The organism is Hyphomicrobiales bacterium (assembly GCA_030688605.1).
Taxonomy (GTDB): Bacteria; Pseudomonadota; Alphaproteobacteria; order Rhizobiales; family NORP267; genus JAUYJB01.
On sequence record JAUYJB010000122.1, the window covers coordinates 61,031 to 86,999 of the forward strand.

At 65.5% G+C, this 25,969-nt stretch carries 26 protein-coding genes; 24 read left to right on the forward strand and 2 right to left on the reverse strand.

Going from position 1 to position 25,969, the window contains the following annotated elements; genetic code table 11:
• Window positions 1-193 precede the first annotated feature (193 nt).
• From Q8P46_12960 to Q8P46_12990, 7 genes are all read left to right on the forward strand, one after another.
• Window positions 194-778 (forward strand): DUF2796 domain-containing protein, encoded by a 585-nt coding sequence (locus Q8P46_12960; GenBank protein ID MDP2621058.1) that lies wholly within the window; start codon window positions 194-196, stop codon window positions 776-778.
• 58 nt (window positions 779-836) lie between these two features.
• Window positions 837-1,523: an ABC transporter ATP-binding protein gene (locus Q8P46_12965; GenBank protein ID MDP2621059.1), complete on the forward strand. Its 687-nt coding sequence runs from the start codon at window positions 837-839 to the stop codon at window positions 1,521-1,523.
• An 8-nt stretch (window positions 1,524-1,531) separates the two neighbouring features.
• The gene (locus Q8P46_12970; GenBank protein ID MDP2621060.1) at window positions 1,532-2,791 is read left to right on the forward strand and encodes an ABC transporter permease; all 1,260 of its coding nucleotides are present in this window, start codon (window positions 1,532-1,534) and stop codon (window positions 2,789-2,791) included.
• A gap of 92 nt (window positions 2,792-2,883) precedes the next feature.
• On the forward strand, window positions 2,884-3,228 hold the full coding sequence (locus Q8P46_12975; GenBank protein ID MDP2621061.1) for a metalloregulator ArsR/SmtB family transcription factor: 345 nt from the start codon (window positions 2,884-2,886) through the stop codon (window positions 3,226-3,228).
• The gene (locus Q8P46_12980; GenBank protein MDP2621062.1) at window positions 3,225-3,428 is read left to right on the forward strand and encodes a DUF2892 domain-containing protein; all 204 of its coding nucleotides are present in this window, start codon (window positions 3,225-3,227) and stop codon (window positions 3,426-3,428) included. The genes Q8P46_12975 and Q8P46_12980 overlap by 4 nt, the downstream gene beginning before the upstream one ends.
• A gap of 59 nt (window positions 3,429-3,487) precedes the next feature.
• Window positions 3,488-4,489 (forward strand): efflux RND transporter periplasmic adaptor subunit, encoded by a 1,002-nt coding sequence (locus tag Q8P46_12985; protein MDP2621063.1) that lies wholly within the window; start codon window positions 3,488-3,490, stop codon window positions 4,487-4,489.
• Window positions 4,486-7,698, forward strand: a complete 3,213-nt coding sequence (locus Q8P46_12990; protein MDP2621064.1) for an efflux RND transporter permease subunit — start codon at window positions 4,486-4,488, stop codon at window positions 7,696-7,698. The genes Q8P46_12985 and Q8P46_12990 overlap by 4 nt, the downstream gene beginning before the upstream one ends.
• On the opposite strand, the gene Q8P46_12995 is transcribed toward Q8P46_12990, so the two are convergent.
• Window positions 7,679-8,911 carry a benzoate/H(+) symporter BenE family transporter gene (locus Q8P46_12995; GenBank protein ID MDP2621065.1) on the reverse strand — a complete coding sequence of 411 codons (1,233 nt, stop codon included), beginning with the start codon at window positions 8,909-8,911 and terminating at the stop codon, window positions 7,679-7,681. The two genes, Q8P46_12990 and Q8P46_12995, sit on opposite strands and share 20 nt — an antisense overlap.
• A 127-nt stretch (window positions 8,912-9,038) precedes the next feature.
• Here Q8P46_12995 and Q8P46_13000 point away from each other — a divergent pair, with 127 nt between their 5' ends.
• From Q8P46_13000 to Q8P46_13055, 12 genes are all read left to right on the forward strand, one after another.
• On the forward strand, window positions 9,039-10,274 hold the full coding sequence (locus Q8P46_13000) for an acyl-CoA dehydrogenase family protein (protein MDP2621066.1): 1,236 nt from the start codon (window positions 9,039-9,041) through the stop codon (window positions 10,272-10,274).
• Window positions 10,275-10,337: 63 nt separating this feature from the next.
• A complete protein-coding gene (locus Q8P46_13005) occupies window positions 10,338-11,381 on the forward strand; it encodes an MBL fold metallo-hydrolase (GenBank protein ID MDP2621067.1) in 1,044 nt (347 codons plus the stop codon).
• Between the two features lie 57 nt (window positions 11,382-11,438).
• Complete coding sequence (locus Q8P46_13010; GenBank protein MDP2621068.1) at window positions 11,439-12,233, forward strand: thymidylate synthase; 795 nt, start codon at window positions 11,439-11,441, stop codon at window positions 12,231-12,233.
• Window positions 12,234-12,348: 115 nt separating this feature from the next.
• Window positions 12,349-12,606 carry a hypothetical protein gene (locus tag Q8P46_13015; GenBank protein ID MDP2621069.1) on the forward strand — a complete coding sequence of 86 codons (258 nt, stop codon included), beginning with the start codon at window positions 12,349-12,351 and terminating at the stop codon, window positions 12,604-12,606.
• Window positions 12,603-13,121 carry a dihydrofolate reductase gene (locus tag Q8P46_13020; GenBank protein ID MDP2621070.1) on the forward strand — a complete coding sequence of 173 codons (519 nt, stop codon included), beginning with the start codon at window positions 12,603-12,605 and terminating at the stop codon, window positions 13,119-13,121. The genes Q8P46_13015 and Q8P46_13020 overlap by 4 nt, the downstream gene beginning before the upstream one ends.
• A 128-nt stretch (window positions 13,122-13,249) precedes the next feature.
• Entirely contained in the window at window positions 13,250-13,810 is a 561-nt protein-coding gene (locus tag Q8P46_13025; GenBank protein MDP2621071.1) for a GNAT family N-acetyltransferase, read from the forward strand.
• A complete protein-coding gene (locus Q8P46_13030) occupies window positions 13,807-15,270 on the forward strand; it encodes a RimK family protein (protein ID MDP2621072.1) in 1,464 nt (487 codons plus the stop codon). The genes Q8P46_13025 and Q8P46_13030 overlap by 4 nt, the downstream gene beginning before the upstream one ends.
• A gap of 99 nt (window positions 15,271-15,369) precedes the next feature.
• Entirely contained in the window at window positions 15,370-16,479 is a 1,110-nt protein-coding gene (locus Q8P46_13035) for an S-(hydroxymethyl)glutathione dehydrogenase/class III alcohol dehydrogenase (GenBank protein ID MDP2621073.1), read from the forward strand.
• Between the two features lie 224 nt (window positions 16,480-16,703).
• Window positions 16,704-17,774: an FtsH protease activity modulator HflK gene (gene hflK / locus Q8P46_13040; protein MDP2621074.1), complete on the forward strand. Its 1,071-nt coding sequence runs from the start codon at window positions 16,704-16,706 to the stop codon at window positions 17,772-17,774.
• Window positions 17,774-18,709: a protease modulator HflC gene (locus Q8P46_13045; protein MDP2621075.1), complete on the forward strand. Its 936-nt coding sequence runs from the start codon at window positions 17,774-17,776 to the stop codon at window positions 18,707-18,709. The genes hflK and Q8P46_13045 overlap by 1 nt, the downstream gene beginning before the upstream one ends.
• The gene (locus Q8P46_13050; protein ID MDP2621076.1) at window positions 18,706-18,891 is read left to right on the forward strand and encodes a DUF2065 domain-containing protein; all 186 of its coding nucleotides are present in this window, start codon (window positions 18,706-18,708) and stop codon (window positions 18,889-18,891) included. Before Q8P46_13045 ends, Q8P46_13050 begins: the two co-directional genes overlap by 4 nt.
• 261 nt (window positions 18,892-19,152) lie before the next feature.
• Entirely contained in the window at window positions 19,153-20,559 is a 1,407-nt protein-coding gene (locus tag Q8P46_13055; protein MDP2621077.1) for a Do family serine endopeptidase, read from the forward strand.
• A 34-nt stretch (window positions 20,560-20,593) separates the two neighbouring features.
• Here the strand turns inward: Q8P46_13055 and Q8P46_13060 are convergent, their stop codons facing one another.
• The gene (locus Q8P46_13060) at window positions 20,594-21,829 is read right to left on the reverse strand and encodes a DUF1015 domain-containing protein (GenBank protein ID MDP2621078.1); all 1,236 of its coding nucleotides are present in this window, start codon (window positions 21,827-21,829) and stop codon (window positions 20,594-20,596) included.
• Between Q8P46_13060 and miaA the strand changes: the two genes are divergently transcribed.
• From miaA to Q8P46_13085, 5 genes are all read left to right on the forward strand, one after another.
• On the forward strand, window positions 21,823-22,764 hold the full coding sequence (gene miaA / locus Q8P46_13065; GenBank protein MDP2621079.1) for a tRNA (adenosine(37)-N6)-dimethylallyltransferase MiaA: 942 nt from the start codon (window positions 21,823-21,825) through the stop codon (window positions 22,762-22,764). The genes Q8P46_13060 and miaA overlap by 7 nt on opposite strands.
• A 33-nt stretch (window positions 22,765-22,797) precedes the next feature.
• On the forward strand, window positions 22,798-23,166 hold the full coding sequence (locus Q8P46_13070) for a metalloregulator ArsR/SmtB family transcription factor (GenBank protein MDP2621080.1): 369 nt from the start codon (window positions 22,798-22,800) through the stop codon (window positions 23,164-23,166).
• 7 nt (window positions 23,167-23,173) lie between these two features.
• Entirely contained in the window at window positions 23,174-24,253 is a 1,080-nt protein-coding gene (gene arsB, locus Q8P46_13075) for an ACR3 family arsenite efflux transporter (GenBank protein ID MDP2621081.1), read from the forward strand.
• Entirely contained in the window at window positions 24,250-24,693 is a 444-nt protein-coding gene (locus tag Q8P46_13080) for an arsenate reductase ArsC (GenBank protein ID MDP2621082.1), read from the forward strand. Before arsB ends, Q8P46_13080 begins: the two co-directional genes overlap by 4 nt.
• 122 nt (window positions 24,694-24,815) lie before the next feature.
• Window positions 24,816-25,958 (forward strand): PQQ-dependent sugar dehydrogenase, encoded by a 1,143-nt coding sequence (locus Q8P46_13085; protein ID MDP2621083.1) that lies wholly within the window; start codon window positions 24,816-24,818, stop codon window positions 25,956-25,958.
• Window positions 25,959-25,969: the final 11 nt, after the last annotated feature.

Consider the following 25,969-nt stretch of genomic DNA (forward strand, 5'->3'; position numbering starts at 1 on the left):
GGGTCGACGCGGACCGCGCGCCGGAGAGCCGAAAAGCCTGGATCCGCCAGCCGTAACGCCGCAGAATTTCTCGCCGCGGTTGAATTTGCGGCCGTCGCGGCTTTTCTCCCGGCGCCGCTGAGGGTATGTTATATTGTTACATCACGGGCGCAGGGCGCTTGCGCGGGCTTGCCGGTGTCGGGGAGGTCGGAAGATGGGAAACGACGAGCAAGGGCGGAGCAGGATCGAGCCGGCCGGGCGGCGGGTCCTGTCGTGGACTTGCGCGGCAATTCTGGCGGTTTTTTCCGCCGGCGCCGCGGCCGCGGAGCGGGAGCATGGGCCGCACGTCCACGGCGTCGGCCTGCTCAACCTGGCGGTGGAGGGGAACATGGTGGAAATCGAGCTGATTTCGCCCGGCGCCGACATTGTCGGCTTCGAGCACGGGGCCGAGACGCAGGCCGACCGGGAGGCGGTCGAAAACGCTGTAACGCGCCTGAAGGCGGGCGCGCAACTGTTTGTTTTTCCTAGAGAAGCCCAATGCCGGCTGGAGGAGGCCGAGGTGGAATCGGAGTTGATGGGCGACGAACGGCATGAGGGCGAAGGCGAAGCGCACGAAGAACACGCGGAATTTCATGCCCGATACCGGTTTTTCTGCGCCGAACCGGGCGCGCTGACCCATGTCGATGTCGGGTTTTTCCGGCAGTTTCCCGCCGCGCGGGAGCTCGAGGTCCAATTCATCGCCGCGCGCGGGCAGGGCGGGCAGGAGCTGACGCCGGCCGCGGCGCGGCTGAACCTCTGACCCTTGGGGCAAAGGCCGGCTCAGTAGTGGTGGCCCGATGGGCGATGCGATGGTTCACATGTCCGAGGTCCGGTTCCGCTGGCGCCGGCAGGACCCGTTGATCCTCGACATTCCAAGCCTGAGCGTGGCGAAAGGCGAAAAGCTCTTCATCAAGGGGCCGAGCGGCAGCGGAAAAACCACGCTTCTCAACCTGTTGGGCGGGGTCGCCGTGCCCGAACAGGGCGGCGTTAAGATCAAGGACACCGATATGGCGGCGCTCGACGGCGCCCGCCGGGACGCCTTCCGCGCCGACCATATCGGCATCATCTTCCAGATGTTCAATCTGGTCCCCTATCTCTCCCTGATCGACAATGTGGTGCTGCCGTGCCGGTTCTCGTCGTCCCGCCGCAAGCGCGCCCTGGAACGGGCGGCAAGCCTCGAAGAGGAGGCAAGGCGGCTGCTTGCGGCGATGGCGCTGGACGCCGACGCCAACGCCTCGCGGCAGGTGGCCGAGCTCAGCACCGGCCAGCAGCAGCGGGTCGCCGCGGCGCGCTGCCTGATCGGCGCACCGGAGCTGGTGATCGCCGATGAGCCGACCTCGTCGCTCGACGCGGACGTGCGCGGCTCGTTCCTCGACCTCCTGTTCGGCGAGATCGGCGCGGCCGGATCGACGCTCGTCTTCGTCAGCCACGATTCGAGCCTTGCCGGCGCCTTCGACCGGACGCTGGCGCTCGCCGACATCAACCGCGCTGGCAGCGGGGAGTGAGAACCGCCATGCCCATTCTGTCGCTTGCCTTCAAGAGCCTTCTGAACCGCCGGGTCACCGCGTCGCTCACCGTCTTCACCATCGCCGTCAGCGTGACGCTCCTCATCGGCGTCGAGAAGATCCGCACCGAGGCGAAGTCGAGCTTCGCCAACACGATCTCCGGCACCGACCTCATCGTCGGCGCGCGCTCGGGCGCCATCCAGCTTCTGCTCTATTCGGTGTTCCGCATCGGCAACGCCACCAACAACATCTCCTGGGAAAGCTATCGCGACATCGCCGAAAACCCGCAGGTCGCCTGGACGATCCCCCTGTCGCTCGGCGATTCCCATCGCGGCTTTCGGGTGCTGGGCACAACCCGCGATTATTTCGAGCATTTCCGCTTTTCCCGCCAAAGGCAGCTGAGCTTTGCCGCCGGTGGCCCCCTCGACGACGTGTTCGATGCCGTCCTTGGGGCCACGGTCGCCGAAACGCTCGGCTACAGGCTTGGCGACCCGATCGTCGTTCAGCACGGATTGGGGAGCGAAGGCTTCGCCAGCCACAAGGACAAGCCGTTCCGGGTCGCGGGCGTCCTCGCCAAGACGGGAACCCCCGTCGACCGGACCGTGCATGTGAGCCTCGAGGGCATCGAGGCGATGCATGTCGACTGGCGCGGCGGCGCGCCGGTTCCAGGCCTCGGTATCGGCGCCGAAGAGGTGCGGACCATGGACCTGCGGCCGACGGTGATCACCGCCTTCCTGGTCGGGCTGAAATCCAGGCTCGCCACCTTCTCCATGCAGCGGCGGATCAACGAATATCGCTCAGAACCGCTGCTCGCCATCCTTCCCGGGGTGGCGCTGCAGGAGCTTTGGGGGCTGGTGGGAACGGCGGAGCAGGCGCTTTCGGCGATCTCGGTCCTGGTGGTGATCACCGGGCTCCTCGGCATGGCGACGATGCTGCTCTCGACCCTCAACGAGCGCCGCCGCGAGATGGCGATCCTGCGCTCGGTTGGCGCGCGGCCGTTGCAGGTCTTCGGCCTGTTCGCACTCGAGGCGACCATTCTGACGGCGCTCGGCACTCTGCTCGGGCTTGCTCTCGTCTATCTGTCGCTCGCCGTCGCGCAGCCGATCGTCGATGCGCGTTTCGGCCTCTACCTTCCCATCACCTGGCCGACGGCGTGGAACATGGCCGTCATCGGCCTCGTGGTCCTGGCGGGCTTCATCGTTGGCGCGGTGCCGGCCTTCCGGGCCTACCGCCGGTCGCTCGCCGACGGCATGATCGTGCGCACCTAGCGCGCTGCCGCGGCGGCGGCGCGAAGGCGCTTGACACTACATTAGCGTGAACTATATTAGCAATATCTAATGTTAAAGCGAGACTGAATGAAATGAACACTCTGGCCGGTGACGGATTGATGACCTCGCTCGAGGACAAGGCGGGCCGCGTCGCGAGGATCCTCAAGCTGGTGGCCAACGAGAAGCGCATTCTCATGCTGTGCCGGCTCGCGGCGGAAGGCGAAATGGCGGTCTCCGCCCTCGGCGGGGCCGTTTCGCTGAGCCAGTCCGCCTTGTCGCAGCATCTCGCGCGGTTGCGCGAGGAAGGTCTGGTCACGTTCCGGCGTCAGAGCCAGACGCTTTACTATTCCATCAAGGACGGGCAGACCCGACAGCTCCTGCTGGCGCTGAAGGACATCTATTGCCCCGAAATGTCATCGAAAGGAGACATTCAATGAGCGTTGATCGTGCCGTAATGGCGTTTGCCGGCTGCGTCGTTCTGGTGTCGCTGGCGTTGGGCTGGTGGGTATCGCCCTATTGGTTCCTGCTGACGGCCTTTGCCGGGCTCAACATGCTCCAGGCCTCGTTCACCGGTTTCTGCCCGGCGGCGATCGTGTTCAAGAAGCTGGGCTTCCGCCCCGGCGTCGCCTTCGAGTGAGGTCCGCGCGGCCGTGAGGCCGCGCCATTTTCGAATGTATTAAACCGGGGGGACTTCCCGTGCCGAAACCGCTGGCCGCCATCCTGTCTGCCTGTTTCCTGCTGCTGAGCGCCGTTGCCGCTCACGCCGCCGAGTTCAAGGTCGCGCCGGTCACGGTTGCGGTCATGAAGTCGGTGTTCGGCCAGGTGAAGAGCCGCGACATCCTGCCGGCGCGGGCGCGCATCGGCGGCAGCATCGTCGAAATCGCCGTGGAGGAGGGCGACGAGGTCAAGGCCGGCGACGTCATCGCCACCGTCGTCGACGCGAAGCTCGCGCTTCAACTCGACGCGCTAGACGCACGCATAAAGGCGGTCTCGGCCCAGCTCGAGAACGCCAGGACGAACCTGTCGCGGGCCCAGGAGCTGTTTTCCCGCGGCACCATCCCCGAGAGCCGGCTCGACGAGCTGCAAACCCAGACCGACGTGCTCGGCAGCGATCTGAACGCCGTTAGGGCCGAGCGGTCGGTCATCGTCCAACAGTCGGCGGAAGGCGCGGTCGCGGCCCCGGCAAGCGGCAGGATCCTGCGCGTCCCAGTCAGTCAAGGCTCGGTCATCCTGCCCGGCGAGACCGTCGCCAGTATCGCCGGCGGTGGCTATTTTCTGCGCCTTTCGCTGCCCGAACGCCATGCCGGCGGCGTCGCCGAGGGCGACGAGGTGATCGTCGGCCAGCGCGGCCTCGTCCCCGACGAGACCGCGGCGGCGAGCCTCAAGGGCCGGATCGCCAAGGTCTATCCGGAGATCGTGGACGGGCGGGTGCTGGCCGATGTGGAAGTCGAGGGGCTCGGCGACTTTTTCGTAGGCGAACGCACGTTGGTGTCGATCCCCATCGGAACGCGGCAGATCATCGCCGTGCCGCCCGAAGCGATCGTCACCCGCCACGGTCTCGACTACGTCAGGATCGTCGTCGGCGAGGCGCCGGTCGAGGTCGCCGTCATTCCCGGCGAGACCTTCGCGACGGATGCAGGACCCCGCACCGAGGTCCTGACCGGCCTAAAGGCCGGAGACAGGGTCGTCCTGCCATGAAGCTCGGCATCGCCGGCTGGCTGACGCGGGCCTTCATCGCTTCGCCGTTGACGCCGCTGTTCCTGCTCGCCGCCTTCTCGCTCGGCCTGGTGGCGCTCGTCACCCTGCCGCGCGAGGAGGAGCCGCAGATCTCCGTGCCCATGGTCGACATCCATGTCCGCGCCGACGGCCTCAAGGCGGAAGACGCGGTCAAGCTCGTCACCGAGCCGCTGGAGACCATCGTCAAGAGCATCGACGGCGTCGAGCATGTCTATTCCCAGACCCAGGACGACGGCACGGTCGTCACCGCACGTTTTCTGGTCGGCACCAGCGCCGACACCGCCATCCTGCGGGTACACGAGAAGATTCGCGCCAATTACGACCGCATCCCCTTCGGTATTCCCGAGCCGCTGATCGTCGGGCGCGGCATCGACGATGTCGCCATCGTCTCGGTGACGCTGGCTCCGAAACCGGAGGTGGCGTCGCGCTGGACCGCCAACGACCTGACCCGGCTGGCGCGCGAGCTGGTGGTCGAGATCGCCAAGCTCGACGATGTCGGCCTGACCTATATCGTCGGCGATCAGCCGGAGGAAATCCGCGTCGAGCCGGACCCGGAGCGGCTGGCGCTGTTCGGCATCACCCTGCAGCAGCTTGCCGCCAAGATCGGCGGCGCCAACAAATCGTTCCGCGCCGGCCAGGTGCGCGAGGAGGGCGCCCAGGTCGGCCTCGTCGCCGGCCAGACCCTGCGCACCGACACCGAGATCGGCAACCTGCTGCTGACCGCCCGCGACGGCCGCCCGGTCTATGTGCGCGACGTGGCGCGCATCGTCTTCGGCACGGCGCCGAACGAGACCATCGTCACCGACATGCGCAAGACCGACGAGGGGCTTACGCGGACGCCCGCCGTCTCGGTCGCCATCGCCAAGCGGGCGGGCACCAACGCGGTGGTCATCGCCGAAAAGATCATCCACCGGCTGGAGGAGGTGCGCGGCCAGTTCTTCCACGATGACGTGGCCCTGAGCGTATCCCGCGACTATGGCGAGTCGGCCAACGAGAAGGCGAACGAGCTCCTGTTCCATCTCGGCCTTGCGACCATCTCCATCGTCTTCCTGGTCGCCTTCGCCATCGGCTTTCGCGAGGCGCTGGTCGTCGCCATCGTCATTCCGACGACGATCCTCTTGACCCTCTTCGCCGCCTCGACCATGGGCTATACGCTGAACCGCGTCAGCCTGTTCGCGCTGATCTTCTCCATCGGCATCCTGGTCGACGACGCCATCGTCGTCATCGACAACATCGCCCGCCACTGGGCGATGCGTGACGGACGGCCGCGCGCGAAAGCCGCGATCGATGCCGTCGCCGAGGTCGGCAACCCGACCATCGTCGCAACCCTCACCGTGGTCGCGGCGCTGTTGCCGATGCTGTTCGTCTCCGGCCTGATGGGGCCCTATATGAGCCCGATCCCGGCTAACGCTTCAGCGGCCATGATCTTCTCGTTCTTCGTCGCCGTCATGCTGACGCCGTGGCTGATGATGAAGTTCGGCAGGAAGCCGGCCGGCGACGGGGAGGGTGAAGCCCACGAGACGGTCGGGCCGCTCGGCCGTTTCTACCGGGTCGTCGCCCGGCCGATCCTGCTCTCCCGCGCCCGTGCCTGGACGTTCCTGATCCTGGTCGGCCTGGCCACGCTCGGCTCGCTGACGCTGCTCTATACCAGGCACGTCACCGTCAAGCTGTTGCCGTTCGACAACAAGACCGAGCTGCAGGTCGTCGTCGACCTGCCGGAAGGCGCCTCGGTCGAGGAAACCGACCGGGTGCTGCGCCAGGCGGCCGAGCGCGCCGCCGAGATCGAGGAGACGATCTCCTTCCAGACCTATGCGGGGACCGCCGCGCCGTTCAATTTCAACGGCCTGGTGCGCCACTATTACCTGAGAAGCGAGCCGCAGATGGGCGACGTGGTCGTCAATCTTAAGCCCAAGGGCGAGCGCGACCGCCCCAGCCACGAGATCGCGCTCGACCTGCGCGAGCGCCTCGCCGGCCTTAACGCGCCCGCCGGCACGGCGATCAAGGTGGTCGAGCCGCCGCCCGGCCCGCCGGTCCTCTCGACGCTGCTCGCCGAAATCTACGGGCCGGACGCCGAGACCCGCCGCGCCGTCGCCGCCAAGGTGCAGGAAGCCTTCGCCTCGGTGCCGTTCATCGTCGACATCGACAATTCCTACGGCGTCCGCCCCGAGCGGGTTCGGGTCGCCATCGACCAGGACAATCTGGAGTTCCACAAGGTCGAGCAGGCCGACGTCTACGACACCATCGACGCCTATTTCGGCGGCCGCACCGTCGGCTATTCCCACCGCGGCGGCGGCCGCCAGCCGCTCCCGATCCGCGTCGCCCTGCCCAAGGGCGAGCGGGTCGTCGACGAGCGGGCGCTGGCGACGCCGGTGCCGGCGAACGCGCTGCCGGGCGACCGCGGCATCGTCGAGTTGGGCGACGTGGTCAGCGTCGCCCGCGAGCCCGCCTCCTATCCGATCTTCCGCCATAACAGCCGCGCCGCCGAGATGGTGACGGCCGAGCTTGCCGGCGAATTCGAGGCGCCGGTCTACGGCATGATCGCCGTTTCGAGAGCGCTCGGTGAAATCGGCTGGGGCAATCTGCCGAAGCCTGTAATAAAGCTGCACGGCCAGCCGGAGGACGAATCCGAGCCGGTGCTGCTGTGGGACGGCGAATGGGAGGTGACCTGGGTGACTTTCCGCGACATGGGCGCGGCGTTCATGGTCGCGCTTTTGGGGATTTATATCCTCGTCGTCGCCCAGTTCGGCTCGTTCCGTCTGCCGCTCGTCATTCTGACGCCGATCCCGCTCACCTTCATCGGCATCATGATCGGCCACTGGCTGTTCGACGCGCCGTTCACGGCGACCTCGATGATCGGCTTCATCGCGCTTGCCGGCATCATCGTCAGGAATTCGATCCTGCTCGCCGACTTCATCCGCCACGCACAGGACGAGGATCGGCCGCTGATCGAGGTGCTGCTGGAAGCCGGCGCCGTCCGCTTCAAGCCGATCCTGCTGACCGCGCTTGCCGCCATGATCGGCGCCGCGGTCATTCTCGCCGATCCGATCTTCCAGGGGCTCGCGATCTCGCTTCTGTTCGGGCTTGCGTCTTCGACCGCGCTCACCGTTCTCGTCATCCCGGCGATCTATGTCGCGCTGCGCGGGGGACGCTCTACGCCCGCTCAGCCGTGAGGTTGCGGAAATCGTCCCGTTCCAGCGCCCAGGAGACGGCAAAGCCGACGACGAGGCCCCAGAACGGAGCGCCAATGGAGAGAATCGGCACGTCGGCCACCGTGACCAGGAAGGTGACGACGGCGCCGAGGGTGAAGGAGCCCGAGAAGGAGGTGACGAAGGCGCGCTCGAGGATGCGGACGAGCGCCAGGCCGGCGAGCGCGGCGATGAAGGCCGCGGGCGTTGCCAGCATGAAACGGGTGAAGACCGGCGAGAACAGGCCGAACACCAAGGCGAACAGCGCGACGAGGACGCCGGCCGCATAGTGCCTGTCCTTCTCGCCCGCGCTCGAGATGATGGCGTTGACCGGGCCGGTGAGGCAAGTCGAGACCGTGCCGACGAGAGCCGCGATCATCGAGCCGAGCCCGCAGGCCGCGGTCACCGCGTTGACCGGCGGCTTGTGGCCTGCCGCCTCGAGCACCGCGTAGCCTTGCGCGTTCTGGGCCGCCAGCACCGTGATCGCCAGCGGGATCACCAGCTCGACCATGGCGTTCCACGAAAATTCCGGCACATAGAGGTTGGGCCTGGCGAAGCTGAACGCCGCGGCGCTTCCCAGATCGAAGGTGCCGAACAGGAAGATCGCGGCGATGCCGACGATCAGCGCGCCGATCAGCGGCGGCAGGACGCGGCCGAACCTGGGGACCGCCCACAGAAGCAAGAACGCCGCGGTCATCGGCGCGGCGATGAGGAAGCCGTCGCGGATGGCGAAGATCAGATTGAGGCCGAACTGGAGAAAGACGCCGGCCACCATCGCCATCACGATCGGCATCGGCAGCAGGCTCATGCATTTGCGCATCCAGCCGGTGAGGCCGAGGACCAGCATAAGAAGGCCGGTCGCGTAATAGGCGCCGATGGTTTCGGCAAAGCTCAGATGTTCCAGCCCCTGGCCGACCAGGACCGTGCCCGGAATGGTCCAGAAGAACACCAGGGGCTGCCGGTAATAGAGGCAGAAGGCGATGGAAATCAGGCCGTTGATGAAAAAACTGCCGAAGATCCAGGAGGCGAGGTCGGCTTCCGCAAGCCCGCCCTTCTCGCCCGCGGTCAGGATGATGGCGATGGGCGCGGAGGCCGCGAAGATGAAGGCGATGACGGCATTGACGAGATAGATGCCGCCGAAGCCGCTCAGCAATTGGGACAGGTCGAATTTCGGGGAATCGGGCCGTTCGAGGGTCATGGGCCCGCCTTATAGAGGGAAATTCGCAACCGGGAAATTCGTATCGGCCCGGAATCTGTTGAAAAACATCGCCCGTTCGGCGAATGCTCTAGGTTCCGATGAAACGATCAGCGGGGAGGGCTGCGACATGGACTCAACGCACGGTTTGACCGAAGAACAGGTCTTGATGCGCGAAACCTGCCGGGCCTTCGTCGATGCCGAGGTCATTCCCTTCATCCGCGACCATTGGCAGCGCGAATGGCAGATGGAGCCGGAAGACCGGCTGCCGTCGCGGATCCTCGAAAAAGCAAGCGAGATCGGCATCTGCACTCTCGGTGTGCCGGAGGAATTCGGCGGCGTCGAGCTCGACCGCGACAGCGAGGTGCGGACCTTCTCGATCATCGCCGAGGAGATCGCGCGCGGCGATTCAGGGCTTGCCGACAAGCTGGTGCAGAACTGGAAGGTGTCGGTGCTGTTGCGCAACCTGGCGCCGCGGCATTTGCAGGAGCGCTGGTTCACAAAGCTCGTCGAGACGCCGTCCTTCCTGATGGCGCATTGCCTGTCGGAGCCGCGCGGCGCGTCTGACCGCTGGCTGCCCTACAACGTGCCGGAGGCGGCGATGCACACCCGGGCCGTGAAGCGCGGCGACAAGTGGGTCATCAATGGGCGCAAGCATTACATCAGCAACGGTTATGACGCCGGCCTCTACGTGGTCTATGCCAACACCGACCCGAAGGTCGGCATGCTGCAGGGCACGTCGAGCTTCCTGGTGCCGCGCGAAACCGAAGGCTTGGACATCGTCCGCTGCAACGAGACCATCGGCTGCCGCTTTATGAACAATGGCGAGATCACGTTCGACGACTGTGCGGTGCCCGAGGACCATCTCCTGGTCGAGGGCGACGCGCTGGGCAAGGCGGGGATCTATTTCCGGCCCGGCAAGATCATGCAGGCGTCGAAGAATCTCGGCGTCGGCGTCGCCGCCTTCGAGGCGACCGAAAGATACGTGCAGGACTATGTCCAGGGCGGCCGCATCCTGATCAAGCATCAGGCGGTCGCCCAGCGCCTCGCCGACATGGCGATCAGGCTCGAGGCGGTGAGGGCGCTGCTGCGCCGGGCGGCCGCCGCCGTCGATCGCGGCGATCCGCAGGCCGACATCTTGTGCAACATGGTCAAGGTGTTCGCGTCGGAAGAGGTTCTGAAGGTCTGCCAGCACGCCATGGAGTTGCATGGCGGCGCGGGCGCCATGCTCGGCGTCGGCATCGAGAAGCTGTTCCGCGACGCTTCGATCTTCCTGCACATGGACGCGACCACCGACATCTCGCGCTTCAAGGTCATCAAGGCCATGTATCCCGATACCGCCGGCAAATATGCCGGGCCGGAATAGAGGCGGCATGTCCGTCATCCGTGGTATGTTGAAACGGTTCCAGACAGCCGATGGCATAGACAGATGATCTTCCAGCAGCTGTTCGATCAGACATCGTCCACATTCACCTATCTGCTGGCCCGGCGCTCCGGCGGCGAGGCGCTCATCGTCGATCCGGTCTTCGAGCATGTGGACAGCTATGTCTCGCTGTGCCGGCGACTTGACCTGAAGCTGGTCAAGGCGATCGACACCCACATTCACGCCGACCACATCACCGGTCTCGGCGCGCTGCGCGACATCACCAGATGCGTCACCGTCATGGGCGAGAGGAGCGGCGCCGACGTCGTCTCCATCAGGGTCAAGGAGGACGAGACCATCGACGTGGACGGGGTCGAGCTGCGGACCCTGTTCACGCCGGGGCACACGGACGATTCCTACAGCTTCCTGATGGACGACCGGGTGTTCACCGGCGATGCGCTGCTCATCGGCGGCACCGGGCGAACCGACTTTCAAAACGGGGACCCTTACGCGGCGTACGACTCCTTGTTCAACAAACTTCTGAAACTGCCCGCGGAGAGCCTGGTGTTTCCCGCCCACGACTATAACGGCAATACGGTCTCGACCATCGGCTACGAGCAGGTGCACAATCCGCGCCTGCAGGTCGGCTCGGCGGAGGAGTATGCCGAGATCATGAACAATCTGAAACTCGCCAACCCCAAGCTCATGGATGTGGCGGTGCCGGCGAACCGCGCCCTCGGCAAGTCCCTCGAACGGTTCGTCCGGCCCGGGGAATCGGTCGAAGCCGCGGATCTTCTCCAGGAACAAGGGGAGAAAAAGCTCGTCCTCATCGACCTCAGGGAAAAGCGCGAACGCGAGCGCGACGGATGGATACCGTCATCGGTGCACGTTCCATACGGCGCCATCGCCGAGCAGTTGCGGCCAGGCGGCGCGCTTGAACGGATCGCCAGGGACCATCCGGGGCAGGTCGTTCTCTACTGCGCCTATGGCGAACGCTCGGCGATGGCGCTCGACACGATGCGGAGTGCCGGCTTTTCGGGCCTGCGGCACCTGGCCGGCGGCATCGCCGGTTGGCTGAAGTCGGGCGGCGAAGTCGAAGTCGATCGCTGAGATGGTGCTGATTCGGGTCGCTGGACCTTGCCCCCGGAATCGGGCCACATTTGCCGAATGCGCCCATATCTCGACCTTTTGGCCCGCGTGCTCGACGAGGGCGTGCGCAAGGAGGACCGCACCGGGACCGGCACGCTGAGCGTGTTCGGCCACCAGACGCGGTTCGATCTCGGCGCCGGTTTCCCGCTCGTCACCACCAAGAAACTGCACGTCAAATCAATCATATACGAGCTTCTGTGGTTTCTCGCCGGCGATACCAACGTCAAATATCTCAATGAGCACGGGGTGAGAATCTGGGACGAATGGGCCGACGAAAAGGGCGATCTCGGCCCCGTCTACGGCCATCAGTGGCGCTCCTGGCCGGCGGCGGGCGGGCGGACCATCGACCAGATCGCAAACGTCATGGCCGAGATCAGGGCAAACCCGAATTCGCGGCGGCTCATGGTCACCGCCTGGAACCCGGCCGACGTGCCGAAGATGGCGCTGCCGCCCTGCCACTGCCTGTTTCAGTTCTATGTCGCGGAGGGGAAGCTTTCCTGCCAGCTCTATCAGCGCTCAGCCGACCTGTTTCTCGGCGTGCCCTTCAACATCGCCTCCTATGCGCTGCTGACCCTGATGGTGGCGCAGGTCTCCGGGCTCGAACCCGGCGAATTCGTCCACACCTTCGGCGACGCGCATCTTTATCTCAACCATCTCGACCAGGCCCGCGAACAGCTTTCTCGCGCACCCCGCGCCCTGCCGCGCATGCGCCTCAATCCGAACGTCGCCTCCATCTTTAGCTTTAAATATGAGGACTTTACGCTGGAACTCTATAATCCCCATCCGCATATCAAGGCAGAGGTGGCCGTGTAGAGCATGTTCCGCAAAAGTGGGAACCGGTTTTGCGAAAAGAACATGCCCAAGCAAATGGATAAGACCGAATTCCAAGTCAAACGAAGCGGAATTCGGTCGAGGCGTCGAGGGCGTCATGAAGACGGTATGGTGGCTTTCGGTGTTTGTCTGGCTGAACGGCCAATGGGTGCCGGGCGAGGAGGTCGAGACGGGCGGCTGGGCGCCGCGCGCCCATGAGAGCGAGGCGGTGTGCCTCGAGCGCAAGGCCTTTGCCGAACAGTCGCTCGAAGAGGCCCGCCAGCGGGGAAGGCGACTTGTGCCGTCGCACTGGGTGTGCAACGAAGGCGCGCCCCTGACCGAGATCGACCTGCCGCCGCCGCAGGGGGCGTCATGAAGCGACGCATCATCCTCGTCGTGGCGATGTCCGAAAACGGCGTCATCGGCGCCGGCGGCCAGCTGCCCTGGCGGCTGCCGACGGACATGAAGCGGTTCCGCCGGCTGACCTGGGGCAAACCGGTCATCATGGGCCGCAAGACCTTTCAGTCGATCGGCAAGCCGCTCGAAGGCCGCGACAATATCGTCATTTCCCGGCAGAGCGATTTCGCGCCCGAGGGCGTCCTCGTTGCCCGGAGCTTCGAGAAGGCGCTGACGCTCGGCGAACACTTCGCGGCGGCACGCGGCGGCAACGAAATCGCGATCATCGGCGGCGGCAGGGTCTATCGCGCCGCCCTGCCCATTGCCGACCGCATTGATATGACGATCGTGCACGCGACAATTGAAGGCGATACCACCTTTCCGGCTCTCGACATGCAAGAATGGCACGATGTTTCCCGCGAAAAATGCCCGCGCGGCGACAATGACAGCCACGAGACCAGCTTCCTGGTGTTCGAGCGAATCCGCGCGGCGTGAGGGGTGGAATATGAAAGCCTCTTGCAAAATTGCGAATCCTCACCGAAATCTTACGCGCACCGCCCCTTGCCGCGCCGCCGGCGGTTGCACTTTCCCCGGCGCGGCACTATGAGCGCCCCATCGTGCGCATGAGAATCGAGACCGCTGTCGCGGTCGCCAAGATAGAACCCGAAGGGCCGCCGTCGTCGCCGAGCACCGAGGTGCGGCTTGAGATTCGCCCCGCCCGTGCGGGCGACCTCGATGGTTTGCTGGCACTCGAAAATGCCGTGTTTGCGACCGACCGGCTGTCGCGGCGCAGCTACCGCCGCTTCCTCTCCGGACGCACCGCGATTCTGCTGGTCGCGACGGATGGCGGCGCGCTCAGCGGATACGCGCTGGTGCTGCTGCGGCGCGGCGCGGCGCCGGCGCGGCTTTATTCGATCGCCGTCGACCCGGGCGCGCAGGGCCGCGGCATCGCCGCGGCGCTGATGAGCGCCTGCGAACGGGCCGCCGCCAAACGCGGTGCCACGGCGATGCGGCTCGAGGTGCAGGTCGGTAATACGCGCGCATTGAAGCTCTACGAGAAGCTCGGCTACCGCGTCTTCGGGCGCTACCAGAGCTATTACAACGACGGCGGTGACGCCCTGCGGCTCGAAAAGGCCCTCGACGACGCGGCGGCGGCCGGCGTCAAAGGAAGGCGCAAGCGATGATGGGATGGCTCATTCTCGTCGATCAGGAGAAGGATTTCCCAAACTACGAAACCCCGCACAAGGTCATGACCACGCGGGATTATCTGACCCGGCCCAACCTGTTTCAGGGAACCCGCCCGAAAATCGTCAATCTGTCGCGCTCCTACGCCTATCAGGGGTCGGGCTACTATTGCTCGCTGCTCGCCGAGGCGCGCCGGCACAGGATCGTGCCCACGGTCGAGACCATGCTGGAGCTGTCGCGCCGGGAACTCTACGCCCAATCGCTGCCCGACCTGGAGGAAGAGCTCAACGCCGCGGTCAAGAGGGGCTGGCAGGCGGGCGCGGAGCCGAGGCGCGTTTTCATCTGCTTCGGGCGGGCGATCGAGCCGGCGCTGGCGCCGTTCGCGCGGCTGATCTTCGACTGGTACCGGACGCCGATTCTCGAGGTCTCGGTTGAGCCGGGCGAGTGGGTCAGGATCCGCCGCATCCGGGCCGTGCCCTGCACCGAACTTCGCGGCGAGGAGGTCGAGTTCATGCGCGAATCGCTTGCCCAGCACACCCGCGGCAATTGGCGCGACCCGCGCGAGCGGGTACCGGCCCGCTATTCCATCGCGGTGCTGCACGACCCGCAGGAACAATTGCCGCCGACGAACCTTGAGAGCCTCAAATACATGGCCCGGTTCGCCAGCAAGATGGGGGTCGAGTTCGAGCCGATCACCAAGAAGGATCTGTCGCGGCTTGCCGAGTTCGACGCCCTGTTCATCCGCGAGACGACCTCGATCGACAATCACACCTACCGTTTCGCCCGCCGCGCGGTGCAGGAAGGCATGCCGGTGATCGACGACCCGGTGTCGATGATGCGCTGCACCAACAAGGTCTATCTCACCGAGCTGCTGCGGGCCAACGGCCTGCCCGTCCCGCATACGCTGGTCGTCGACAGCGTCAAGGATATCGCCAAGATCGAGGAGGAGATCGGCTATCCGGTGGTGGTGAAGATTCCGGACGGCTCTTTCAGCCGCGGCGTCAAAAAGGTGGATGACCGCGAGGAACTGCAGGAGGTCTTGACCAAGATGCTGGCCGACTCCAACCTGATCCTGGTGCAGGAGTTCATGCCGACGAGCTTCGACTGGCGCATCGGCGTGCTCGACGGACAGCCGCTGTTCGCCTGCCATTATCGCATGGCCAAGAAACACTGGCAGATCGTCAAGCACAATGCGGACGGCGGAGCGGAGGAGGGCAGCTCGAAGACCTTTGCGCTCGAGGAGGTGCCGCCGGAGGTCATCGACGCGGCGACGCGGGCGGCCCGGCTGATCGGTCGCGGGCTCTATGGCGTCGACCTGAAGCAGAACGACAACGGCGTCTTCATCATCGAAATCAACGACAACCCCAATCTCGACCACAATGTCGAGGACGCCGCCGGCAAGACGGAGGTCTGGCGGCGCGTCGTGGAGTGGTTCATCGACCGCATCGAACGGCGCTGACCGCCATTGCGCGGCGCGGGGCATGCGCCGGGCGGCCGCGCTTGCGACTCTCGCTCCGGTCTTGCTACCAAGACGAAGGGATCGAGGGAGGCTCGGATCATGGATGTACGCGCTGCGGTGGCCGTGGCGGCGGGCAAGCCGCTGGACGTGACGACCGTGCAACTGGAGGGGCCCAAGCAAGGCGAGGTGCTGGTCGAGATCAAGGCGACCGGCGTCTGCCACACCGACGGCTTCACCCTGTCGGGGGCCGATCCGGAGGGCCGGTTCCCGGCCATTCTCGGCCATGAGGGCGCCGGAATCGTGGTCGATGTCGGAGCCGGCGTGAGCTCGGTCAAGACGGGCGACCACGTCATTCCGCTCTACACGCCGGAATGCCGCGAATGCGAATACTGCCTCAATCCCAAGACCAATCTGTGCCAGAAAATCCGCGAGACCCAGGGCGCCGGCGTGATGCCCGACGGCACCTCGCGCTTCTCGCGCGGCGGCGAGACGGTGCTGCACTATATGGGCACCTCGACATTTGCGAACTACACGGTGCTGCCGGAAATCGCGGTCGCCAAGATCAGGCCCGACGCGCCGTTCGACAAGGTCTGTTACATCGGCTGCGGGGTGACGACCGGCATCGGCGCGGTAATCAATACGGCCAAGGTCGAGCCCGGCTCCAACTGCGTCGTCTTCGGGCTCGGCGGCATCGGGCTCAACGTCATTCAGGGCCTCAGGATGGTCGGCGCCGACATGATTGTCGGCGTCGACGTCAACCCCGATAAGGGGGCGATCGCCGAGCGCTTCGGCATGACGGACTTCGTCAATCCGAAGGAGGTCGAGGGCGATCTGGTCGCGTATCTGGTCGCTCTGACCAGAGGCGGCGCCGACTATACGTTCGAATGCATCGGTAATGTCCAGGTCATGCGCCAGGCGCTGGAATGCTGCCACAAGGGCTGGGGCGAGAGCGTCATCATCGGCGTTGCCGGCGCCGGCCAGGAGATCGCCACCAGGCCGTTCCAGCTCGTCACCGGCAGGGTTTGGCGCGGGACCGCCTTTGGCGGTGCGCGCGGGCGCACGGACGTTCCGAAGATCGTCGAATGGTACATGGACGGGAAGATCGAGATCGATCCGATGATCACCCACACCATGCCGCTGGAGGAGATCAACACCGCCTTCGACCTGATGCATGCCGGCGAGTCGATCCGCAGCGTCGTCATCTATTGAGCTTGTATCGAGCAGGCCCGCGTTCTGCCGCCGGTTGAATAATCGGCGCACGGCACCAAATGACGGTACTATGCCCGCCTTAGGCTGGCGGGCACGCATTGCTTGGACTCGGCCAGTGGCCTATAACCCGATGCTGACCAGGCGGCCGGGGGAAACAGGGAGCGCGATGCGCAATAGGCCGCGCCCGGCCATGCGGCGAAACAATCACGGAGAATCGAGAACCGATGCCTTGGGGTGATCAGAATGGCGGTGGGGGCGGCCCTTGGGGATCCGGGCCGAATGGCGGGCGCCAGCGGCCGCCGGACCTGGAGGAACTTCTGCGCAAGGGGCAGGACAAGCTGAAGACGGTTTTTCCGCAAGGCTCCGGCAACCGCTTCCTGATCCCGATCGTCATCGTCGCCGTCGTCGCGCTGTGGCTCAGCCAGGCGGTCTACCAGGTGCAGCCGCAGGAAATCGGCGTCGAGCTGTTCTTCGGCAAGGCCAAGGCCGACTTCAGCGAGCCCGGGTTGCATTTCCACTGGTGGCCTGTCGAGCGCGTCGAGCTCGCACCGGCGCAGGAGGAGAACCAGGAAAATATCGGCGTCTTCGCCCAGGGCAGCAGCCGCCGCGTCGGCTCCGACGCCAGCCTGATGCTGTCCGGCGACCAGAACATCGTCGATATCGACTTCACGGTGCTGTGGCGCATCAAGGACCCCAGGGCCTATCTGTTCAACGTCGCCGACCAGCACACCATCGTGCGCTCGGTTGCGGAAAGCGCCATGCGCGAGTTTGTCGGCCGTACGCGGGCCGACGCGGTGCGCACGGAAAACCGTGCGCAGGTGCAGGAGGCGGTTCGGAACTCGATCCAGTCGACGCTCGACGATTACAGTTCGGGGGTCATCATCAGCGGCCTCAATCTGGAGCGCGCGGCGCCGCCGCCGGAAGTGCTCGACGCTTTCGAGGAGGTGCAACGCGCCGAGCAGGATCGCGAGCGCTTCAAGCAGGAGGCGGAAGCCTACGCCAACAAGCGGCTCGGCGACGCGCGCGGCGAGGCTTCGAAGATCCGCGAGGAAGCGAAGGGCTACAAGGAGCGGGTGGTCGCCGAGGCCGAGGGCGAGGCGCAACGCTTCGTCTCCGTCTACGAACAATATGCCAAGGCCAAGGACGTCACCCGGCAGCGACTGTTCCTGGAGACCCTGGAGCAGGTGCTCGGGCGCTCCAGCAAGGTCATCATCGAGGGCGGCACCGGCTCGGGCGTGATCCCCTATCTGCCGCTGCCGGAGGTCAACAGGCGCATCACCGAGGGAGCGCAGTGATGAAGGGCAGGCTTCCCATTATCGGCATCATCGTCCTGGTCGTGCTGGGCATCGCCTATTCGGCGACCTTCGTGGTCACCCAGCGCGAGCAGGCAATCGTGATGCGTTTCGGCGAGATCACCCGCGTCATCCGCGAGCCGGGGATCTATTTCAAGGTGCCGACCAACTTCGTCGATACCGTGCAGATCATCGACCGCCGGCTCCTCAAGCTCGAGCTCGAGGAGAAGGTCGTGCAGGTGCGCGACGGGCGCCAATACGAGGTCAATGCGTTCCTCACCTATCGGATCGTCGACCCGCAGCGCTTCCGCGAGACGGTGCAGGGCAATCTGACGCTGGCGGCGACGCGCTTGGGCACCCGGTTCGACGCGGCGCTTCGCCGGGTCTATGGCCTGCGCGGTTTCGATTCCGCTCTATCGGTCGAACGCGCGGCGATGATGAACGAGGCGCGCGACCTGATCCGGCCCGAAGCTGCGGACCTCGGGCTCGAAATCGTCGATGTGCGCATCCAGCGCACCGACCTGCTGGCGCAGGTCTCCAAGCAGACTTTCGAGCGGATGAATGCGGAGCGGCTGGCGGAAGCCGCGCAACTGCGAGCTCTCGGCACCCAGGAAGCAATCCGCATCCGCGCCGAGGCTGACCGCGAGGCGGTGGTGCTGGTGGCCGCGGCGCGCAAGGACTCGGAGATTCTGCGCGGCGAGGGCGAAGGCGAGCGCAACCGGGTGTTCGCCGAGGCGTTCTCCAGGGACCAGGAGTTCTTCGCCTTCTACAGGTCGTTGAAGGCCTATGAATTGGCGATCGGCGAAGGTGAGACGACCATGGTGCTTTCGCCGGACAGCGAGTTCTTCCGTTACTTCGCCGATCCTTCGGGCACGCTGGGGGGCCGGCCGCCGCCCGGTGCAGGGCCCGGGACGGGCGGCGCGCAACCGGGGCAATGAACGATTTTATCGCTGCGGTCGGACTGGTCCTGGTCATCGAGGGGCTGCTTTACGCGGTGTTTCCGGGCGTCGTGCGGCGGATGATGGAAATTGCCCGCGAGATGCCGGATTCAAACCTCCGAGCGGGCGGGCTGATAGCGCTCATCGTGGGCGTGCTTATCGTCTGGCTGGCGCGGGCGTGAAGAGGATCCAATCGACTCGCCATGGACTTGACCGACACGATGAGTTTACCTCGCCAGCGCCGCGATTCGCGGCCATATTGGTAGCAGCCGCCAACGCTGCGTGAGATGATCGGCGCGGCGGCGAAATCGCGGATATCGGAGGAACCGGTGGCAGCAAACATGTTTCGTTTTCGCGGAAACCCTGGAGGATGGGGATTGATCGCAACGCTCGCCGCCGTCGCGCTTCTTGCCGCGCCCGGCGATCCGGCGCGCGCCCAGGAGGTGCAAGCGCCGAGCGCGCCGGCCGTCGCCCCCGAATTCCGTCCTGGATCGGAGTTTCTGGCCGATCTCGCCGAAACCCTGCTCCAGTCCGTTGTCAACATCTCGACCTCGCAGAATATCGATTCGTCGCGCGGCATCCCGATGCCGGAGATTCCGGAAGGCTCGCCATTCAAGGACTTTTTTGACGATTTCTTCGACCGCCAGGGGCAGACCAACCGCCCGCGGAGGGTCCAGTCGCTCGGCTCCGGCTTCGTCATCGACGCCGAAGGCATCATCATCACCAACAATCACGTGATCGAGGGCGCCGACCAGATCGTCGCCAATTTCAGCGACGGCACCAAACTGCCGGCCGAGCTGGTGGGCCACGACCCGAAGACCGATGTCGCCGTGCTGCGCGTCAAGCCCCCGGCTCCGCTCAAGGCGGTCAGCTTCGGCGACTCCGATACCACGCGCGTCGGCAATTGGGTGATGGCGATCGGCAACCCGTTCGGGCTCGGCGGCACGGTGACCGTCGGCATCGTTTCGGCCCGCAACCGCGACATCGATGTCGGTCCCTACGACAATTTCATTCAGACCGATGCTTCCATCAATCTCGGAAATTCCGGCGGTCCTCTGTTCAATCTGAAGGGCGAGGTGATCGGCATCAACACGGCCATCTTCTCGCGCTCGGGCGGCTCGGTCGGCATCGCCTTTGCCGTGCCCTCGAACCTGGCCAAGCCCGTCGTCGCGCAGCTGGTCGCGTACGGCGAGACGCGGCGCGGATGGCTCGGCGTGCGCATCCAGGAGGTGACCGAGGAGATCGCGGAGTCGCTCGGCATGGACCGCGCCCGTGGCGCACTCATCGCTGGCATCAACGCCGACGGGCCGACGGCCGGCACCGGCATCGAGCCCGGCGACGTGGTCGTCAGCTTCGACGGCCGTCAGGTGGTGGAGATGCGCGACCTGCCGCGCATCGTCGCCGATACGGAGCCGGGCAAGGAAGTCGACGTCATGGTGCTGCGGGACGGCGAGGAAATGACGTTCAGGGTGGTCACCGGCCGCCTCGAGGAGAGCGAGCAGGCGGCGGTCACCGAGGATGAGGACAAGCCGGCCGAGAATGGGAAACCCGTCCAGGTGCTCGGCCTCGAGCTGGCGGCGATGAGCGAGGAATTGCGCAAGCAGTACAGTATCGACGACAAGGTCGAAGGCGTCGTCGTGACCGCGGTGGCGCCGGACAGCAACGCGGCCGAGCGCGGCCTGGTGCCGGGGGTGGTCATCGTCGAGGTCGCCCAGGAGCCGGTCAAGACGCTTGCCGACGTAGTCCGGCGCGTCGAGGAGGTGAAGAAGCAGGATCGCCGCTCCGTGCTGCTCCTGGTCTCCGACTCTTCCGGCGAGCTGCGCTACGTTGCGCTGCGCGTTGAAGGATAAGAGTTGGAGCGGTTCCCGATGACCTGGAGCCGCTTTAATCCAGCACCAGGGAAACAAGCCCGTCGGCGAGCTTGGGCTCGAACCAGGTCGATTTGGTCGGCATGACCTTGCCCGCGTCGGCGACCGCCATCAGATCCTCCATCGCGGGCGGAAAGAAGGCGAAGGCGACCGCTGCCTCGCCTGAATCGACCCGCGCCTGCAACTCATCGAGGCCCCTGATGCCGCCGACAAAATCGATGCGCGCATCGCAGCGCTGGTCAGTAATGCCCAAGACGGGCGCGATCAGATGCTCGGACAGAAGATTGACGTCGAGCCGGGCGAGCGGATTGTCGCGCGGGATCAGCGCTTCCGGGAGGGTGAGGCGGAACCAGCGGCCGTCGCAATACATGCCGAACTCGCCGCGGGCCGCAGGCGCGACCGGGCCATCGGCGGGCAAAACCGCAAATTTCCTGGCGATCTCGGCAAGGAGCGCGTCGGGGCTATGGCCGTTGAGGTCGGCGACGACGCGGTTGTAGGCCAGAATCCGGGTCTGGTGATGGGGAAAGATCACCGACAGAAACCGACAATAGGGCGCATCGTTGGCGTTGCCGCCGGCCGCCCGCTTATGGCAGACGCGCGCGGCGGCGGCCGAGCGGTGGTGGCCGTCGGCGATGTAGAGCGCGGGCAGCGCCTCGAAGGCGTCGGTGAGGGCAACGATCGTCGTCTTGTCGTCGACCACCCAGATGGCATGCTCGACGCCGCTTTCGGCCGCGACCCGGACGTCAGGGTCGCCTGCCGCCGCCTTGCCGATCAGGGCGTCGACGGCGGGCGTCGGCCCGTAGGCCATCATCACCGGGCCGGTCTGGGCGTTGACCGCCTCGATCTGGGCGACGCGGCCGTCCTCCTTGACGGGCTGGGTGTGCTCGTGCTTGCGGATGCGCCCGGAATCATAGTCGGCGACGGAAGCGGCGGCGACGAGCCCGGTCTGGACGTGATCGCCCCAGGTGAGGCGGTAGACATAGTAGCCGGGCCGCTCATCGCGGATGAGCACGCCCGATGCGATCATGTTTTGCATAGTCTCCGCCGCCTTGGCATAGACGGCGGCATCGTAGGGGTCGATATCGTCGGCAAGGTCGATCTCGGGCTTGGAGATATGAAGAAAGCTCCACGGCTTGCCCGCGGTCCGCGCGCGCGCCTCCCGGCGGTCGAGGACGTCATAGGGCGGGGCGGCGACCGCTTCGGCCCGGCCGGGCGCGGGGCGCAGGCCCCGAAAGGGTTGGATCAGTGTCAAAAGAGTTCTCCTTGAAGGCGGCGATCCTTATTGCAGGACCGACGGCGAGCGGCAAGTCCGCGCTGGCGCTCAGGCTTGCGGAAAGGCTTGGCGGCGTCATCATCAACGCCGATTCCATGCAGGTCTACCGCCAACTGCGGCTGCTCACGGCGCGCCCGACGCCGGAAGATGAAGCGCGCGCGCCACACCGGCTCTACGGCATCGTTTCGGCAGCGGAACGGTTTTCCGTCGGCCGCTGGCTGAAGGCCGTCGAGGCGGAGCTTGAGGCCGTGCGGCGGCGGCAGCAGGTGGCGATCGTCGTCGGCGGCACCGGGCTCTATTTCAAGGCGCTGACCGAGGGGCTCGCGGCTGTCCCCGACGTTCCGGAAGATGTGACGGAGAACTGGCGCGCCGAGGCGGAGCGCGTCGGCGCGGAGGTGCTGCACGCGCTGCTTGCCGCCCGCGATCCGGAGATCGCGGCACGGATCGCGCCCGGCGACGGCCAGCGCGTGATTCGCGCGCTCAGCGTGCTGGAAACGACGGGGCGCTCGCTCCTCGACTTTCACGGGGAAGCCGCCACGCCGCCGCTTGTCGATCCCGCCGCCTGCGAAGCGGTGTTTCTCGATCCCGACCGGGACTGGCTGCACGACCGCATCGACGCGCGCTTTGCCGCGATGCTGGACGAGGGCGGCCTCGAGGAGGCAAGGGCGCTGATGGAGATGCGGCTCGACCCCTCGCTGCCGGCGATGCGGGCGCACGGCGTGGCGCACCTCATCGCCTATCTTCAAGGCCGCTCGGACCTGGCGACGGCAGTCGCCCGCGCCAGGGGCGATACGCGCCGCTACGCCAAACGCCAGAAGACGTGGTTCCGCCACCAGATGCCGGGCTTCTCGGCGCTCGACCCCGACGATCTTGCCGCCTACCTCGCCGGCGCCGGCGAGCGCCCTGGCGCCTGAACCGGCCGCTTGACAGCGGAAGAATATGTCGATATGTCTGGAAATATGGACACATCGAAGGCAACAAAGGCGCTCGGCGCTCTGTCGCAGGAAACCAGGCTCGACGCCTTCAGGCTTCTGGTGGGTCGCGGCAGCGACGGTATGGCGGCGGGCGACATCGCGCGTAAGCTGAACGTGCCGCACAACACGATGTCGGCGCATCTGGCGATTCTCGCCAATGCGGGCCTTGTCGTCTCGCGGCGCCAGGGCCGCTCGGTCATCTACGGCATCGACCTTGAGGGCGTGCCGGCTCTCATGTCCTTCCTGATGGAGGATTGCTGCCAGGGCCGGCCGGAGGTCTGCGGACCGCTGATCGCCAGCGTGCTGCCGGGCTGCCGCATACCGAGCGGGGAAAGGCACTAGGGCCGCCATGAGCATCTTCGAGCGATACCTGACCCTGTGGGTGGCGCTGTGCATACTGGCCGGCGTCGCGCTCGGCCAGTTCTTCCCCGGCGTGTTTCAAGCGATCGGCGGCATGGAGATCGCCAAGGTCAATTTGCCGGTGGCGGTGTTGATCTGGCTGATGATCATACCGATGCTCGTCAAGGTCGATTTCGCCGCCCTTTCGAAAGTCGGGGAACATTGGCGCGGCATCGGCGTGACGCTGTTCATCAACTGGGCGGTCAAGCCGTTTTCCATGGCAGCCCTGGGGTGGCTGTTCCTGGGGGTTCTGTTCAGGCCGTATCTGCCGGCCGGTGAAATCAACGCCTATATCGCCGGGCTCATCATTCTCGCCGCCGCGCCGTGCACCGCGATGGTGTTCGTGTGGAGCAATCTCGCGGACGGCGAACCGCACTTCACCCTGACCCAGGTGGCGCTCAACGACACCATCATGATTTTCGCCTTCGCGCCGATCGTCGGCCTGCTGCTGGGGCTGTCGGCGATCACGGTACCCTGGGAAACGCTGATCCTTTCCGTCGGCCTATACATCGTCGTGCCCATCGTCGTCGCCCAGATTGTCCGTCGCCGGACGCTCGCCGCGGCGGGGCAAGAAGGGTTGCAGCGCCTGCTCGCCGGACTTCAGCCTGTCGCTCTTATCGCCCTGCTTTTCACCCTCGTTCTGCTGTTCGGCTTCCAGGGCGAGCAGATCATCGGGCAGCCGCTGGTGATAGCGCTCATCGCCGTGCCGATCCTGATCCAGGTGTATTTGAATTCAGGACTTGCCTATCTGCTCAACCGGGCAGTCGGCGAGGCGCATTGCGTCGCCGCTCCCTCGGCGCTCATCGGCGCTAGCAATTTCTTCGAGCTGGCGGTGGCCGTCGCCATCAGCCTGTTCGGCTTTTCCTCCGGCGCGGCGCTGGCCACCGTCGTCGGCGTGCTGATCGAGGTGCCGGTGATGTTGTCGGTCGTGAAGATCGTGAACGCCAGCAAGGGCTGGTACGAGCGTGGCGCCGCCGTGCAGCGCAACGGCAAGACGATGGACTACGCCAAACAAACCGCCAGAACATGACGCAGCACATCCTTTTCCTGTGTGTCGCGAACTCCGCGCGCAGCCAGATGGCCGAGGGGCTGGCGCGGCACATGTTCGGCGCCGGCGCCACGGTCCTGAGCGCGGGTTCCGAACCCTCGAGCGTCAATCCCTACGCCATCGAGGCCATGGCCGAACTCGGGATCGACATCTCGGGCCACCGCTCGAAGCCGGTCGACGAGATCGATGTCGGCGCGGTCGACCTGGTCATTACCCTGTGCGCCGAGGAGGTCTGCCCGGTGCTGCCGGGCCTAGCGCGGCGGCTGCATTGGCCGATTCCAGACCCCGCTTCGAAGGACACTTCGATCCCGTCCGATGTGATGCGGCAGCGGTTCCGCACCGCACGCGATCGGATCAAGGCGCGCCTGGACATCCTGAAGGGGCTGACCGACCAGGAACTGGCGGCCAAGCCGGCGGACTAGCTAGCTCTTGTCGGCAATTGCGGTCGTCGGGCCAGGTTGAGTCTTGCTCCACTGCTTGGCGGGAACCATTGAGAGGGCAGGCCGTTTACACAACAACAAAACTGGATAGGTGATCACGACCGATGCGTAATCTCACTTTCCTTTTCGCTGTCATCGTTGCCGTCATCTTCAGCATTGCCGGGCAGTCCCCCGCCGCGGCGCAGCCCTTTCGAATTGAGAGCAATGAAGGCGCGATCCTGCAGGCGACGAGAGTCGCCGAGTTCGACGAACCGTGGGCCATGACCTTCCTGCCCGACGGCACCATGCTGGTGACAACCAAGCCCGGTAAGCTTTTTCATGTGACCCAGGACGGTGACAAGACCGAGGTCGAGGGCATGTGGGAGGTTGCCTATGGCGGCCAGGGAGGGCTCGGCGATGTCGTCCTGCACCCTGATTTCGCCCAGAACAACCTTGTTTATATATCGAGCGCCGAAACGCTGGATAGTGGCTCCACGTCCGGGGCCATCGTGACTCGTGCAAAGCTCGACCGAACCGCGGGTATCCCGAAACTCACCGATATAGAGAAAATCTGGACGCAGGAGCCGAAGGTGTCTGGCAATGGGCATTACAGCCATCGGATCGCTTTCGGTCCCGACGGCATGCTCTACGTCACGTCCGGCGACCGTCAGAAACTGGATCCGGCTCAGGACTTTGAAATGGCGCTGGGCAAGATCATCCGGCTGAATGACGACGGTACAGTGCCGGAAGACAATCCCTGGCGGGACAAAGGCGATTTGGCCAAGACCTACTGGTCGATGGGCCACCGCAATTTGCTTGGTATCGACTTCGACAGTCAGGGCCGCCTGTGGACCCACGAAATGGGACCACGGCATGGGGATGAACTGAACCTCATTGCCAAGGGCGGCAACTTTGGCTGGCCGGTCGTGTCCAACGGCAACCATTATTCCGGCGTGCCGATCCCCGACCACGATACACGGCCGGAATTCAACGCCCCTAAGGCCTTCTGGGTCCCGGCAATTTCGCCTGCCGGATTCGTGATCTACGACGGTGACATGTTTCCCGACTGGCGCGGCGACGGCTTTATCGGCGGGCTGTCCTCGCAGGCGCTGGTACGCGTCGATATTGAGGGCGACAGCGCCAGAGAGGCCGAGCGCTTCGAATGGGGTCGGCGTATCCGCGAGGTGGAGCAAGGACCCGATGGCGCCCTATGGGTCTTGGAGGATGAGTCCGGCGGGCGCTTGTTGAAGTTGACGCCTCAAGGCTGAGAGAAAGGGCT